This is a genomic window from Deinococcus sp. LM3 (assembly GCF_002017875.1).
In the GTDB taxonomy this organism is placed as follows: domain Bacteria; phylum Deinococcota; class Deinococci; order Deinococcales; family Deinococcaceae; genus Deinococcus.
Map to the genome: position 1 here is coordinate 404,221 of NZ_MUFV01000002.1, position 15,920 is coordinate 420,140.

At 71.1% G+C, this 15,920-nt stretch carries 8 protein-coding genes; all 8 read left to right on the top strand.

What is annotated here, in order from left to right; translation table 11 throughout:
• Window positions 1–62 precede the first annotated feature (62 nt).
• Window positions 63–2,165 carry a putative baseplate assembly protein gene (locus BXU09_RS15910; protein WP_078305306.1) on the top strand — a complete coding sequence of 701 codons (2,103 nt, stop codon included), beginning with the start codon at window positions 63–65 and terminating at the stop codon, window positions 2,163–2,165.
• Complete coding sequence (locus BXU09_RS15915) at window positions 2,165–3,226, top strand: FHA domain-containing protein (RefSeq protein ID WP_078305307.1); 1,062 nt, start codon at window positions 2,165–2,167, stop codon at window positions 3,224–3,226. Before BXU09_RS15910 ends, BXU09_RS15915 begins: the two co-directional genes overlap by 1 nt.
• Window positions 3,227–7,990, top strand: a complete 4,764-nt coding sequence (locus tag BXU09_RS15920) for a protein kinase (RefSeq protein WP_078305308.1) — start codon at window positions 3,227–3,229, stop codon at window positions 7,988–7,990.
• A 49-nt stretch (window positions 7,991–8,039) separates the two neighbouring features.
• Complete coding sequence (locus BXU09_RS15925) at window positions 8,040–8,648, top strand: hypothetical protein (protein WP_055364388.1); 609 nt, start codon at window positions 8,040–8,042, stop codon at window positions 8,646–8,648.
• Window positions 8,645–10,426, top strand: a complete 1,782-nt coding sequence (locus BXU09_RS15930) for a VgrG-related protein (protein WP_078305309.1) — start codon at window positions 8,645–8,647, stop codon at window positions 10,424–10,426. Before BXU09_RS15925 ends, BXU09_RS15930 begins: the two co-directional genes overlap by 4 nt.
• 85 nt (window positions 10,427–10,511) lie before the next feature.
• Window positions 10,512–12,479 (top strand): AAA family ATPase, encoded by a 1,968-nt coding sequence (locus tag BXU09_RS15935; protein ID WP_240501420.1) that lies wholly within the window; start codon window positions 10,512–10,514, stop codon window positions 12,477–12,479.
• Window positions 12,480–13,022: 543 nt separating this feature from the next.
• Window positions 13,023–14,501, top strand: a complete 1,479-nt coding sequence (locus BXU09_RS15940; RefSeq protein WP_078305310.1) for an NAD(P)-dependent oxidoreductase — start codon at window positions 13,023–13,025, stop codon at window positions 14,499–14,501.
• Entirely contained in the window at window positions 14,494–15,873 is a 1,380-nt protein-coding gene (gene preA / locus BXU09_RS15945) for an NAD-dependent dihydropyrimidine dehydrogenase subunit PreA (protein WP_078305311.1), read from the top strand. The genes BXU09_RS15940 and preA overlap by 8 nt, the downstream gene beginning before the upstream one ends.
• Window positions 15,874–15,920 lie beyond the last annotated feature (47 nt).

Consider the following 15,920-nt stretch of genomic DNA (forward strand, 5'->3'; position numbering starts at 1 on the left):
CCGCCCCCCGCGCGCCGCGCCACCTTCCTTCCCGCTGCCCCCCTACTTCTGGAGATCCCGCCGTGCCCTTACCGACCGTGAACCTCGACGACCGCCGCTTCGACGACATCCTCGAAGAGGCTCGCCGGCTCATTCCGCAGTACTGCCCGGAATGGACCGACCACAACGCCAGTGACCCCGGCATCGCCATCATCGAGATCTTCGCCTGGATGACCGACCTGCTGCTGTACCGGGTCAACCAGGTGCCGGACAAACTGCTGATCGCCTTCCTGGAGATGATCGGCGTGCAGCTCGCCCCGCCCCGCGCCGCCGTGGCGCCCGTCACGCTGTACCTGAGCGCCCCGCAGGACACGCCGCTGGTCATCGCGGCCGGCACCGAGGTCGCCACGCTGCGCACCGAGGTGAACGAGGCGACCGTGTTCTCCACCGAACGCGCCGGCGTGATCCGGCCCCCCACCCTGACGGGCCTGTTCACCGCGAACACCCTGGCGCAGGTCCGCCTGGACGCCGAAGGGACCGCCGGCGCCGACACCGCCGGGGCCGTCCGGCACGACCTGGCGCAACTGGGCCTGCCGGGGCACCGCTTCCCGATCTTCCAGCCGGAACCGCGTCCCGGTGACGCGCTGTTCCTGCAACTCGCCGACGACCACAGCGAACACGTGCTGGCCCTGAGCCTGGGCGTGGAACTTGCCGGGGGCGCGGGCGTGAACCCCAACCACCCGCCGTACGTCTGGGAGGCGTGGCAGGGCGGCGTGGGCCGCTGGGTGCCGTGCGAGGTCGAGTACGACGGCACGCACGCCTTCAACGTGTCCGGCGAGCTGATCCTGCGCCTGCCCGCCATGCGCGAGGGCGCGTTCTTCGACCGGCGCGGCTACTGGCTGCGCTGCCGCCTGACCAACGAGCAGATGCACGCCGGGTACAAGGTCAGCCCCGACCTGGAAACCCTGCAGGTGGACGCGCGCGGCATCACGGTCCCGGCCCGGCACGCCACGGTCGTCATGAACGAACTGCTCGGGCAGAGTACCGGCGTGCCCGGCCAGCGGTTCCGGCTGCTGCACGGCCCGGTCCTGAATCTCGACCCGGACCGCGACGTGGTGGAGGTCACGACCGCCGAGGGCGACACGCTGGTGTTCACGCCGGTGATCGACTTCTCGGAATCCGGCCCGGACGACCGGCACTTCACGCTCGACACGACCAGCGGCGAGGTCGCGTTCGGGCCCAGCATCCTGCAACCCGACGGCAGCGTCTACCGGTTCGGCGCGACCCCCCCGCCCGAGGCGAGCGTCCGCCTGCGCCGTTACCAGTACGGGGGCGGCGCGTCCGGGAACGTCCCGGCCCGCACCCTGACCGTCCTGAAAAGCAGCGTGCCGTACGTGGCGCGCGTCACGAACCACGCCCCGGCCGCCGGGGGCCGCAACGGCCAGCAGCTCGAGGACGCCCTGCACCGCGTGCCGTCGCTGCTGCGCACCCGCACGCGCGCCGTCACCGCCGACGACTACGAGTTCCTGGCGGCGCAGGTGCCGGGTGTGGCCCGCGCGCGCTGCGTCACGCCGAACATGGCGGTGCCGGGGCAGACGTACCCCGGCTCGCTGCGCGCCCTGAACGTCCCGGCCGGGCAGGTCACGCTGGCGCTGCTGCCCAGCGTGTCGTTCGACGACCTGATCGGCCCGGACAGCGACGTGACCGACCCGCTCTCGCCGCTGACCGGCCGGATCGCGCCGGAACGCCTGACACTCAGTGCCGAACTGCGCGCCGCCGCGCAGGAGGAACTCGACCTGCGCCGCCCGGTCGGTACGACCCTGGACCTGCGCGCCCCGCAGTACGTGTGGGTCAGCGTGACCGCCACCATCCGCTCGTACCCCGGCGCGAGCCGCCCGGCCCGTGAGGACGTGCGCCGCCGCGCCATGCAGGCCCTGTACAGCTACCTGAACCCCTTCACGGGCGGCCCCGACGGGCGCGGCTGGCCCTTTGGCCGGACCCTGACCCTCAGCGAACTGTACGGCCTGCTGCGCGGCGTGAGCGGCGTGGAGGTCGCCGAGGACGTGCAGGTCGTCCTGACCGAACCCGGCCAGCCGCAGCAGCGCGAGACCGTCACCGGTAGCCTCCCGCTGCCCCCGCAGGCGCTGATCGTCTCGGACGTGCATCACGTGCGGGTGGATCACTGATGCCGCAACTGCAGGTCCGGCAGCGCGGGGAGGTGCTGCGCTCCCTGAACCTGGGCCGCCAGCTGTCCATCGGCCGCACGCCCGACAACGGCCTGCCGCTGCGGGACCCCAGCGTCGCCGTGCGACACGCCGAGATCAGCGTGGAGGGCGGCGCGCTGCTGCTGACCGACCTGGCCGGCAGCGAGACCGGCACCTTCGTGAACGGTCACCGCCTCACGCCGCACCAGCCGCACCGGCTGGAACACGGCGACGAGATCCAGATCGGGCCGTTCACCGTCGCGTTCCTGAACGAGGCCGCGCCCGCGCCCGCCCCGCCCGCCGCGGGCCGCCGGGACGTGCAGGGCGAACTCGCGGCCCGCCCGGCCCGGCCCCCGCTGCCCACCTACCCCGCCCCGCGGCCGCCGGCCACCGGGCCGGCCATGTACACGTCGTTCCTGCCGCCCTTCTACCAGGAATCCGAGTTTCTGGGCCGTTTCCTGAAGGTCCTGGAGAGCATCTGGGAGCCGATGCAGCGCCGGCAGGACAGCGTGGACCTGCACTTCGACCCGCGGGTCGCGCCGCCACCCGTGCTGGGCTGGACGGCGCAGTGGCTGGGCATTCCCCTCGACCCGCACTGGCCCGAGGCGCGGCAGCGTGCGTGGCTGCGCGAGGCGGTCACGCTGTACCGCTGGCGCGGCACCCGTTACGGCCTGACCCGCGCGCTGGAAACCGTGTACGGCCTGACCCCGGTGCTGCGTGAGGATTCGGCCGAGCCGCACACGCTGCGCGTCACGCTGCTCGACTCCCTGGACGGCGAGGACACCGCCAGCCGGGAGGCCGTCACCGCCTTCGTGTACGCGCACTCGCCCGCGCACACCCGCGTGATCGTGGAGTGGGCGGACCCGCCGCCCGCTCCGGCGCCGCCGCCCCCCACCACTGAACGGCCCGCCCAGCCACCCGCCGAGCCACCCGCCGAGCCACCTGCCGAGCCACCTGCCGAGCCGCCCGCCCAGCCGTCCACTGAGCCTCCCGCCGCACCGCCCCCCTCCACGGACCTCACGCCCCACCCAGGACGTCTCTGAATGACCGACACCACCACCTTCCATCACTACCAGCTGGGCCGGCCGCTCGGCAGCGGCTGGCTCGGCCCGGTTCACGTGGCCGCCGACCTCGACGAGAACCGCGAGGTCGCCCTGCGCGTCCTGGACGACACCAGCAGCGGGCAGTCGTTCCTGATCATGCAGCTCGAGCGGCTGCTGCTCAAGGTGCATTCGCTGCGGCACGCGCACATCCTGCCCACCGAGCCGCTGCAGCAGCGTGACCGCCGGGCCTTCTACGCCATGGAGCTGGGCCGGCAGGGCAGCGCCCGCCAGCTGCTGCAGGGGCAGGCGCGCAGCGCCCAGCCGCTCCCGATCGTGACGGCCACCGACCTGATCCGGCAGGCGGCCGCCGGACTGGCCCACGCGCACGACCAGGGCCTGATGCACGGCAACCTGAAACCCGAGAACCTGATCCTGCAACCCGGCCGCGCCCTGCTGGGCCAGACCGGGTACGTCACGCAACTCTCGGATTTCGGGCTGGCCGAGCTGCGCGCCGGCAGTTACGGTACGCACGACCGCGCCGTCGTGAACGCCCTGGCGTACATGAGCCCCGAACAGTGCCGGGGCGTGCGTAACGAACTGCGCACCGACCTGTACGCGCTGGGCCTGATCCTGTACGAACTCGTGACCGGTCTGGTGCCCTTCGAGATCCGCGACGCGGCCGAGGCGCTCGAGAAGCACCAGCACGTCGCGCCGCGCGTGCCCAGCCTGCTGCGCCCGGACCTGCCCCCTGCGCTGGAGGAGGTGATCCTGACCTGCCTCGCCAAGGACCCGCAGGACCGTTACGCCAGCGCCCGCGCGCTCGAGGCGGCCCTGCAGGAAGTCCTGAACGCCCTGATGCCCGGCGGGCCGGAACCCACCCTGCGTCTGAGCGCCCTGCCGGTCCTGCCGCCTGCCCCCAGCCTCGACGGGCAGCAGAGCGGTCCGGAAACGCGGCTGCTGGTGTTCAGCGAACGCCACGAACTGCTGCGCACCCAGGTCGTCACGTCGCCCAGCCTGACGGTGGGGCGCGCGCCGGACAACGCGGTCGTGCTGGAACACATCGGCGTGAGCCGCCACCACCTGAACGTGGAGTTCACGGGCGGGCAGGCGCACGTCACGGAACTGACCGCCACGAACGGCACCGTCATGGACGGCCTGCCCCTGACGCCCATGACCCGCCTGCGCTGGCCGGCGCGCACGCCGCTGTACCTGCGCCCCTACTGGCTGGTGCTGCTCGACCCCGTGCAGGCCCCCGCGCCGCCCCGCATCGTCGTGAAACCCGAACAGGACCGCGTGACCCTGGTGCCGGGCACGCCCTTTACGCTGCACCTGCTGCTCGCGAACACCGGCCCGACCGTGGACCACTTCCGCGTCAGCCTCGACGGCCTGCCGCCCGAGTGGGTGCAGGACGCGCACGGCGAGGTGCAGCTGAACCCCGGTATGCAGGGGCACACCACCCTGACGCTGCTCGCCCCGCGCGACAGCGCTAGCCGCGCCGGCGAGTACCCGGTCACGGTGCTGGCCCGCTCCCGCGAGGACCCCAGCCAGAGTGGCCGCGCGCCGCTGGCCGTGACGGTCGCGCCGTTCGAGGAGACGGTCGCCACGCTGCTGCCCGCCGTGCGGCGCACCTGGCGGCACGCCCGGTACGTGCTGCGCGTCGAGAACCGCGGCAACACCGACGGGGTCCTGCTGCCGCGCCTGCGTGACAACGAGGGCGCGCTGCGGATCCTGCCGCGCCTCCAGGATCTCGTGACGGTCCCGCAGACGACCACCACGGGCATGCCGGTCGACCCGACCCAGCTGGCCCGCGAGACCGCGCGGCAGGCGACCGCCGAGGCCCGCCACGCCGCCATGATGGCCGCCCGTCAGGCCGTGCAGGGCCAGGGCCGCATCCGCGTGAACGACCTGCCGGCCCGCCTGCCGCTGGGTGCCGGGCAGTCCCGTGAGGAGGAACTGCGCATACGGGTGCCGCTGCGCTGGCTTGGCGCGCCCAGCCAGCACGACCTGCAGGTGGACGTGTTCCCGGAACGCCCGGACGGCGAGCCCGGCGAGCACCCGGCCGCGCAGGCCCGCGCGGAACTGCACCACCTGCCGCTCGTGCCGCTGTGGATGCTGCCGCTGATCCTGATCCTGCTGGGCGTACTGATCTGGCTGCTGACCCGCCCGCCCACCATCAACGCCTTCAACCTGGCCGGCAGCGACACGGTCGTCCGGCCGGGGCAGCCGTTCACGCTCCGCTGGGACACGCAGAACGCCACGCGCGTCAGCATCCCGGAACTCGGCGCGGCGGGCCGGAACCTGCCGCGCGACGGCAGCCTGACGGTGCCGGGCATCAGCCGCGACCAGAAGTACACCCTGAACGCCCGCTCGTTGATCGGCCGCGCGGCGGCGAACACCCAGACCGTGCAGGCCCGCTTCGACCGGCCCGTCATCGAGGTGTTCGACGTGACGCCCGTCCGGGTCGCCGGGAACCGGCCGGTCACGGTCACGTGGCGGGTCCGGAACGCCGAGCAGGTCACGATCAGCGAGCTGGGCAAGGTGCCGGCCAGCGGCACGCGCCGCTTCCAGCCCAGCCGGGACACGACCTTCACCCTGACCGCGCAGAACGGCACGGAACGCGAGACCGACGCCCGCGCCGTCAGCGTCCTGGGACCGCAGGTGAAGACCTTCAAGATCGAACCCGCCGAGATCAGCCGGGGCGAATCCGCCGTCCTGACCTGGGAGGTCCTGAACGCCGACTCGGTCATGATCGAGGGCCTGGGCACGGTCGCGGCGCGCGGCAAGAAGACCGTCACGCCGAAGGTCGCCACGAGCTACACCATCACCGCCAGCGGCGGCAACGGCCTGACCAACTCCGCGAACGCCCGCCTGGACATCGCGACACCCGCCCCGGAATTCACCCAGTTCGAGGTGACGCCCGGCACCGTCAAGTCCGACGGGCAGTTCAAGATCACCTGGAAGACGAAAAACGCCGTCGGCGTGAACGTCCAGTACGGGGCCGGCACCGAGGACAGCGGCCCGCAGGGCGAGACCATCAAACCCGCGCCGCCCACCGACACGGTCATCACCCTCACCGCCCGCAACGAGGCCGGCGAACAGGTCTCGGTGAATAAGCCCCTGAAGGTCCAGCCGGTCGATCAGCAGGCCGAGGCGGAGAAACTCGCCGCCGACGCCGAGAAGGCCAACCTGGAGAAGGTCACCTTCACCGCCGAACCCGCGCGTCTCGTCGGGGACGGCGACGTGACCCTCACCTGGAACGCGCCGGGCTTCCAGCAGGTGGACGTGCTGCCCCTGAAAGGACCGGTGAACGGCAAGTTCGACGCCAGCGGCAGCGAGATCGTCGAGAAGGTCGACCGGACCCGCACCTTCACGCTCGTGCTGTACCTGCGTGACGGCCGGAAGAAGACCATCGAGCAGCGCGTGACCGTCACGCCCCGACCCGTGGAGATCGTGGACTTCCGCGCCAGCAGCGCCGCCCTGAGCGCGCCCGGCCCCGTCACGCTCAGCTGGGACGTGCGCAACGCGCCGGCCGTGCGGATCGCCGGACTGAGCGGCCCGCTGACCGGCGGCAAGTGGCCCGCGCGCGGCAGCACCACCCTGACCGTCCCCCGGACCCGCACCTTCGTTCTGAGCGTCGGGGAGGTGCAGCGCAGCCTGACCGTGAAGGTCACGCCGCCCACGCCGGTCGTCACGTCCTTCACGGCGCTACCCGCCCAGCTGACGGGGCGCGGCACGGCGGTGCTGTCCTGGAACGTCGCGAACGCCGGCAGCGTCCGCATCGACGGCGTGGCCGGCCCGAACGCCGACGGGTCCTGGCCCGCCTCGGGCCGCGCGACCGTGCCGGTGCAGGCCACCCGCACCTTCACGCTGCGCGCCGGCACCGTGACCCGCTCGCAGGTCGTGACGGTTCGCAGCGCCCCCACGCCCCGCATCAACGCGTTCACGGTCACGCCCGCCGCCCTGACCGGCAGCGGCCCGGTCACGCTGAGCTGGGACGTGAGCAACGCCAGCGCCGTGCGCATCAGCGGCGTGCCCGGCCCGCTGAACGGCAACTGGCCCGCGCGCGGCCGGACCACGCTGACGCTGTCGCGCACGACCAGCTTCGTCCTGACGAGCGGTCAGCAGCAGAGCAGCCGGACCGTCACCGTCACGCCCCGCCCGGCCGCCCAGACCAGCGTGCCCACGCCGCCGGTCACGCCGCCCGTGCAGCCCGCTGCGCCGTCGGTCGTGTCGTTCAGCGCCTCGCCCCGCACGGTCCGCAGCGGCGCGTCCAGCACCCTCAGCTGGAACGTGAAGAACGCCGAACGCATCCAGATCGAGGGTCTGGACGGCAGCTTCCCGGCGCGCGGCAGCGTGAAGGTCAGCCCCACCCAGACGACGACCTACACCCTGCTGGCCGGCAGCCTGCGCAGCGTCCCGCAGACCGTGACCGTCACGCAGGCCGCCGCGCCCGAATCGCCGTACAGCGACCTGATCGGCTCCTGGACGCACCCGTTCGGGTACCTGACGATCCTGAACATCGACGGCCGCCGCGCCTCGGGTACGTTCGCCAGCAACCGCGACGACATCCCGGACCTGCCCATCGACGTCGTGTTCAGCGGCGGCACCCTGACCATCAGTTCCCGCTCGCTGGAGTCGTTCAAGATCGTGGCGTCCATCGACGCGGGCCGCAAGATCCTGCGCGGACCGTACACCCTGCGCGGCCAGAGCGAACGCTGGTGCGCGTACCGCCCGACCATTCCACGGCCCGACGGCTGCGAGTAACGTCCCCGCGTGACGCCCCCGCACGCACCGGGGGCACAGGAGGAACCACATGGCAGGAGGGCAGTTCACCAAGGCGCAGATCGTGCCCATCGACGGCAACGGCCGCAAGACCCCCATCGAGTGCATGTTCAACCCGCGCGAGTACACCATCTCGCGGTCCGTCGACTGGAAATCCCAGAACAGCGACACCAGCGACACCGGCAACAAGGTCTTCGTGGGCGGCTCGGCCGCCACCCTGACCCTCGAACTGTTCTTCGACACGTACGCCCGGCGCCAGTCGGCTGGGGCGGTCGAGGACGTCCGCAAGTACACCGCGCCGCTGTGGGCGCTCACCCAGATCGGCGACAAGGAAACCGACCGGGCGTCGGCCCTCCAGAAGAACCGGCCGGGCAAGGTGCTGTTCCAGTGGGGGTCCACCTGGCATTTCGAGGCGGTCATCACCAGCATGGAGCAGCAGTTCACGCTGTTCATGCCCGACGGCACGCCCGTCCGTTCGGTCATCAAGGTGTCGCTGGAACAGGCGGACCGCTCGACCGCCTTCCACGGGGCCAGCGGCGGCACGTCCACGTACCACGTCAGTCAGGGCATCCGCGAACGGGCCGCGCAGCGCGGCTTCGTGGGCGACCTGCGCGCCACGTCCTTCGGGAAGGGTTCGTGACCCGCGCGGCCCCCAGGAATCCCATCGAGGGCGCCGTCAGCAGCCTGTTCCTGAACATCGACGGGCAGGACATGCCCCGCGCGCTGTTCGAGCAGATCGACGAGGTCACGGTCGACAGCAGCCTGCAACTGCCGGACGTGGCGACCGTCACGCTGCGCGACCCGCAGGGCCTGCTCGTCGACGACGAGAAATTCCGGCTGGGCGCGCGCATCAGGGTGATCGCGCAGGTCAGGAGTCACCGCGAGACGGTCTTCGACGGGGAACTCGTGGAGGTCGAGCCGCGCTTCACGCGCTCCACGCAGTTCCTGCGGCTGCGGGCCTTCGACCGCCTGCACCGCCTGGCGCGCGGCACGCACACCCGGTCGTTCCTGAACGTCAGCGACATGGACCTCGTGAAGAAACTCGCGGGCGAGGCCGGCATGACCGCCCGCACCGAGGCCAGCAGCGTCGTCCACCCGTACGTGCTGCAACACAACCAGACCAACCTCGCGTTCCTGCGCGAGCGCGCCTCGCGCCTGGGGTACATCCTGTACGCCGACGGCACCGAACTGCGCTGCGAGAGCGTGCGCGGCCAGGACCCCATCGAACTCGTGTGGGGCGACACCCTGACCGAGTTCCTGCCACGCCTGACCAGCCTGGGGCAGACCAGCCAGAGCACCGTGCGGTCCTGGGACCCAAAACAGAAACGCAGCGTGGTCGGGCAGGCCGCCGCCGGGCAGGGGAAGGCGCAGGTGCCGGAATCGTCACGCAGCGAGGGCGTCGCGCAGCAGGCCTTCGACATGGACGCCCCCACCACCAGCAGCACCCTGATCGTGCGGGAGCAGGCGTACGCGACCGCCATCGCGCAGGCGCAGCGCAACCGCGTCAGCGAACACCTGATCGAGGCGCGCGGCACCGCCGCCGGCTACCCCCGCCTGACTGCCGGCACCACCCTGGACGTGAAGAACGTCGGGCGGCGCTTCAGCGGGCAGTACGTGGCGAGCAGCGTGCGGCACCTGTACCGCAACGGCGAGGGCTACAGCACCGAGTTCAGCGTGACCGGCAGCCGCCCGGACTCGCTGGCCGCCCTGATCCGCCAGAGCGCCGCCGGGCCTCACGAGGCGCCGTACACGCCGGTGCCGGGCCTGATGATCGGCATCGTCACGAACAACGAGGACCCGGAGGATCAGGGCCGCGTGAAACTGAAACTCCCGGCCCTGACCGAGGACGACGAGAGCGACTGGGCGCGCGTGGTCGGCGTCGGCAACGGCGGCGGGCGCGGCACGCAGTTCACGCCGGAAGTGAACGACGAGGTCCTCGTGGGCTTCGAGCACGGCGACATCCACCACCCGTACGTGATCGGCGGCCTGTGGAACGGCAGCGACGCCCCGCCCCGCCCGACCGGCAAGACCATCAAGAACGGCAAGGTCATCCAGCGCGTCTACCGCACCCGCCTGGGCCACGAACTGATCTACGACGATCCCATCGACCCCGACCCGCCGAAAGTGACGGTCCAGAGCAGCAAGAAACACGCCCTGGAACTGAACGACGACAAGAAGAAACCCTTCGCGGAACTGCGCACCACCGCCGGGCACCGCCTGACCCTGATGGACGACCCGAAAGCGCCGTTCGTGGTCCTGCGCGACCGCAACGGCAACGAGGTCCACCTGGACAGCAAGAGCAACACCCTGACCATCACCAGCACCGGCCGCCTGGAACTCAAGGCCCGCAGCGGCATCCGCATTGACGGGGGCGGCGGGAACGTGGACGTCCGGGGCGTCATGATCAACCTCAACTGATTCCGGGCCGCCGGACGGGTCGCGTCCGCCCGGATGGAACGGCTCTGCAGGCCATTCAGTCGGAGTCCACAGCACAGGAGACCGTATGCCCCACTCCCCATCCCAGCCGATCCCGCCCCGCGCCGCGCCGGACCCGCCGCACCCGGCGCAGGCCCTGCAGGTGCTGTGCGACGGTCTGAGCGCGCAGGTGCTGGACGTGGCGCTGAACGAGCAGGCCGAACCGGACGTGCGGTACGTGGTGACGCTGCCGGATCTGCGCGGCACGCGTCTGGCGCACACCCAGGCGCGGCTGGACCTGACCGATTTCGAGACGGGCGTGCTGGCGCTGGCCCTGGCGACCGAACTGTACCCGGAACGCATGCTGGCCGCCTGCGCCGCCGCGCTGCAGATGGACAGCCTGTACGCGGCCTTCCTGACGCCCGCCCTGACCCGCCGCTGGCTGCTGAGCGACGAGTGGACCGAGGGCGACGCGTTCAGCGCCGCGCGGCCCCTGCTGGCCTGCCACCTGATCGAGTTCGGCAGCAGCGCGAACGCCAGTGTGCTGGAGGCCCTGACGCCCCTGCGGCTGAGTGCGGGCCTGCTCGCGGACCTGCGCGGCGCGCCGGGCGTCCCGCCGGACCTGAGCGGCGTGCTGCGGCCACTGCCGGGCGGCGGGCTGCTCAGCGACTCGCAGCAGGCGCAACTCGACAGCCTGACCCGTCACCTGCACGCTGGCCCGGAGCGCGCCGCGCTGCTGTTCGGCACGAACCACAGCGGCATGCTGTCCCTCGCCGCGCACCTGCTGGGCCGCGAGGCGCACCTGCTGGACCTGCCGCAGCTGGCCGCCCGGTCCACCGACGAGCAGGAGACGCTGCTGCGCGCTCTGCGCCGCGACACCCGACTGCGCGGCGCGCGGCTGGTGCTGGACGCCGCCACGCCGCTGCCCGACGCCCAGCCGCCCGAGGGACTGGTCGACCGGGTGCTGGACACGGCCGCCGGGCCGGTCGTGATCGTCGCGGCCGACCCCCTGCCGCTCGACTCGCCGCGCGCCGTCCTGAGCGCCGGGGTCGGCGCCCCCACGCCCGCCGAGCAGCGGGAACGCTGGGCGCAGGCGCTGGGCGTCAGCCCGGAACAGCCGCTGCTGCGTCAGCTCGGGGATCAGTTTCACCTGAACCTGGACCGCATCGACGCCCTGGCCCGCGAGGCCCGCGCCGGCCTGCCCGGCAGCGCCGACCAGCCCGCGCGGATCGAGCGGGCCTGGGAGGCCGCGCGCGGCGCGAACCGCCGCCTGATGGGCAGCCTCGCGCAGCGCATCGAGACCCGCGCCCGCTGGGCGGACCTGATCCTGCCGGACACCGAACGGCTGGCCCTGGAGCAGATCGCCGCGCACGTCCGGCACCGCTCGGTGGTGTACGAGGATCTCGGCATGGCCCGGCCCGGCCGGGGCCGCTCGATCACGGCGCTGTTCAGCGGTCCCAGCGGCACCGGCAAGACCCTCAGCGCCGAGGTGCTGGCGCATGACCTGAACCTCGACCTGTACCGCGTGGATCTCAGCAGCACGGTCAGCAAGTACATCGGCGAGACCGAGAAGAACCTCAAGAAAATCTTCGACGCGGCCGACCAGGGCGGCTGCGTCCTGCTGTTCGACGAGGCCGACAGCGTCTTCGGGAAGCGCGGCGAGGTCCGCGACAGCAACGACCGCTACGCGAACACCCAGGTGAACTACCTGCTGCAACGCCTGGAGACCTTCAACGGTCTGGCGCTGCTGACCACCAACCTAGAAAGCAGCATGGACGTGGCCTTCATGCGCCGCCTGGCGTTCGTGGTGAACTTCCGCGCGCCGCAGGCCCCGGAACGCGAGCGGCTGTGGCGCGGCGCGTTCCCGGCGTCACTGGACACCAGCGGTGTGGAGTTCGCGCGGCTGGCGGCGGCCGACGTATCCGGCGGCAACATCCGCAGCGTCGCCATGAACGCCGTGTTCATGTCCGTGGCCCGCCGCGTGCCGCTGGATCAGGCGCTGGTCGAGGAGGCCCTGCACCTGGAGTTCCGCAAGCTGGGCCGACTGGTGCTGTGACGGCGTGTCGGTGGACGGCGGCGGCTATGGCCTGATCACAGTCGGCACGCAATTCGGATACCCACTCCAGTAAATCGTTCGAATCTGCATTCTGTCGCCAGATCGGATGACGGAATGCAGATTCCGTGCTGCTTTCCAGCAGAAATTGGCCTTCTGTGTGCATATCGTTACGGTGTGAACGAGAAATATGCAGAACGTGAATGGTCGGCCGGGAGGGTGGTGAACGTCGTGATTGTCGGACGTGATCAGCGTACTCCTGTCTGGGCCTGCGACTCAATAGATGCATAAATATGCAATCCGTAGTGATTGGAGTCCGATGGCGGCACGCCCAGATTTGGCTGGACACTCTGTCAAAAATGCGTCTGAATGCGGCTAGATTTGCCGGTTGGATTTTCGGGCGCGCTGAAGGTTCTGAGAATAATCATCCAGGCAGTGATTGACGTTATGCACTCGTGGGGCCTACAATCATGATCATTCGGTTAAATCTGCTCCCGTGAGGGCCGAACCGACCCCGCCCACATCCCCTGAGTTGCGAGGTCAGTCATGGAACCCACCCGTCCCACCGCGCCCGCCGCCCCCTCTTCCCAGCCCTTCCATGAACTGCTGCCGCCCATGACCGCGCACGAGGCGAGTGTCGAGGCCAACCGCTGCCTGTACTGCTACGACGCGCCCTGCCTGCAGGCCTGCCCCACCCACATCGACATCCCCACCTTCATCCGCAAGATCGCCACCGGGAACCTGCGCGGCTCGGCCCGCACCATCCTGGAAAGCAACTTCCTGGGCGGCACCTGCGCCCGCGTCTGCCCCGTGCAGGAACTCTGTGAGGGTGCGTGCGTGCTCGGCCCGGACCACACGCCCATCCAGATCGGCCGCCTGCAACGCCACGCGGTGGATCACGTGCAGGAACGCGGCATTCAATTGTTCACGCCCGCCCCCGCCACCGGGCGCCGCGTCGCCGTGGTCGGCAGCGGCCCCGCCGGGATCAGCGCCAGCGCCGAACTGGCCAGGGCCGGGCACGAGGTCACGCTGTACGAGAAACGCGACCTGGGCGGCGGCCTGAGCACCTACGGCATCATCGTGCTGCGCGAACCGGTCGAGGTCGCGCTGCGCGAGGTGCAGGCCGTCCGCGACCTGGGCGTGAATGTCGTCACCGAGCACGAACTGAGCACCCGCGCGGGCCTGGACGACCTGCTGACCACCCACGACGCCGTGATCCTCGCGCTGGGCCTGGGCGCCGTGCCCGCCATCGGCATTCCCGGCGAGGAACACATCCTGGATGGGTTGCAGGTTATCGAGGCCAGCAAGATGGAGCAGCCCACCGGCGTCGGCACGCGCGCCGTCATCATCGGTGCGGGGAACACCGCCGTGGACGCCGCCACCATCGCCCGCCGCTCCGGCGCGGACACCCTGATGGTCTACCGCCGCACCGAACGCGAGATGACCGCCTACCACCACGAGTACCTCTTCGCGCTGAGCGAGGGCATCACCTTCAGCTTCCTGACCCAGCCCGTGGAAGTCCTGCACGAAGGCGGGCAGGTCACGGGCCTGCGCTGCATCCGCATGGGCCTCGGCGCGCCGGACGCCTCGGGCCGCGCCCGCCCGGAACCCATTCCCGGCAGTGAATTCGTCATCCCCTGCGACACCGTCATCAGCGCCATCGGGCAGGAGAAACCCGCGCTGGCCGCCGCGCTGGGCCTGGACCTGGACGGCGGGTACATCCGCGTGGACGACGCCCTGCAGACCAGCCTCCCGCGCGTGTACGCCGCCGGGGACTGCGTGCGTGCCCGCGGCAACGCCAGTACCGTCATGGCCGTGCAGGACGGCAAGATCGCCGCCGCCAGCATCGAACGCGCCCTGGGCCGCACGCCGAACGTCACCCTGAAACCCACGCCGCCCGCCGAGGTCCGCGAGCACCCGCTGTATCTCGAGGCGCACGGCCCCGTCCTCACCGGCCCGAACCAGCCCGCCGCCGCAACCGCCCCCCTGGGCCACGCGCCCGTCACGGAGGCCCACCATGGCTGACCTCAGCATCGACTTCGCCGGCATCCGCTCGCCCAACCCCTTCTGGCTGGCGTCGGCGCCCCCCACCAACAGCGGCGCGCAGATCCACCGCGCCTTCGAGTACGGCTGGGGCGGCGCCGTGTGGAAGACCATCGGCGCGCCCGTCCTGAACATCAGCAACCGCTACGGCAGCCTCTCCCTGGGCGGGCGGCGCATGCTCGCCATCAACAACGTCGAACTGATCAGCGACCGCCCGCTGGACGTGAACCTGCGCGAGATCGCCGAGATCAAACGCCTCTGGCCCGACCGGGCCGTGATCGTGTCCGCCATGGTCGACGCCGACCCGCAGGCCTGGAAAGACATCGTCATGATGATCGAGGACACCGGCGCCGACGGCATCGAACTCAACTACGGCTGCCCGCAGGGCATGAGCGAACGCGGCATGGGCGCCGCCGTCGGCCAGGTGCCCGAGATGTGCCAGCTGAACACCCACTGGGTCACCAGCGTCACCCGCCTGCCCGTCATCGTGAAACTCACGCCGAATATCACCCACATCGTCGACCCCGCCCACGCGGCGCTGGCCGGAGGCGCCCACGCGCTCTCGCTCATCAACACCATCAACTCCGTCACCCGCGTCGACCTCGACACGCTGCTCGTCTCGCCCAGCATCGGCGGACGCGGCACGCACGGCGGCTACGCCGGCCCGGCCGTCAAGCCGATTGCGCTGAACATGCTGACCGAACTCATGACCGACCCAGATGTGCTGCGCAGCGGCGTCCCCATCAGCGGCATGGGCGGCATCGCCACCTGGCGCGACGCCGCCGAATTCCTCCTCCTCGGCGCCACCAGCCTGCAGGTCTGCACCGCCGCCATGCAACACGGCTACCGCATCATCGAGGACCTCACCGACGGCCTCAGCAACTGGATGGACGATCACGGCTTCAAGACCATCGCCGACGTGACCGGGAAATCACTGCCGCAGATGAGCACCTTCGGCGGCCTCGACCTGTCCCACCAGTCCGTCGCGCGCATCGACCAGAACAAATGCATCGGCTGCGACCTGTGCTACGCCGCCTGTAACGACACCGCCCACCAGTGCATCGACCTCGTCAGCCCCGGCGGCGTCACCGTCGACCCCGGCTACGACATGAGAACCAACGGCCGGCAGGTCGCCGACACCCGCCCCCGCCCCGTCGTCCGCGAAAGCGACTGCGTCGGCTGCGCCCTGTGCGCCAACGTCTGCCCCGTCGACGGCTGCATCACCATGGTTACCGTCCCCAGCGGCCGCGAGAGCATCACCTGGGACGAACTGACCGCCCAGCGCCCCGAAATCGCCCAGAGCTGGGCCGCCATGCAGGCCTACCGCGAAGAAGTCGGCATCGAGATCCACTGAGGCGGACTCCGGTCGCGCACCGTCCACATCACACCCATTGAGAGGTT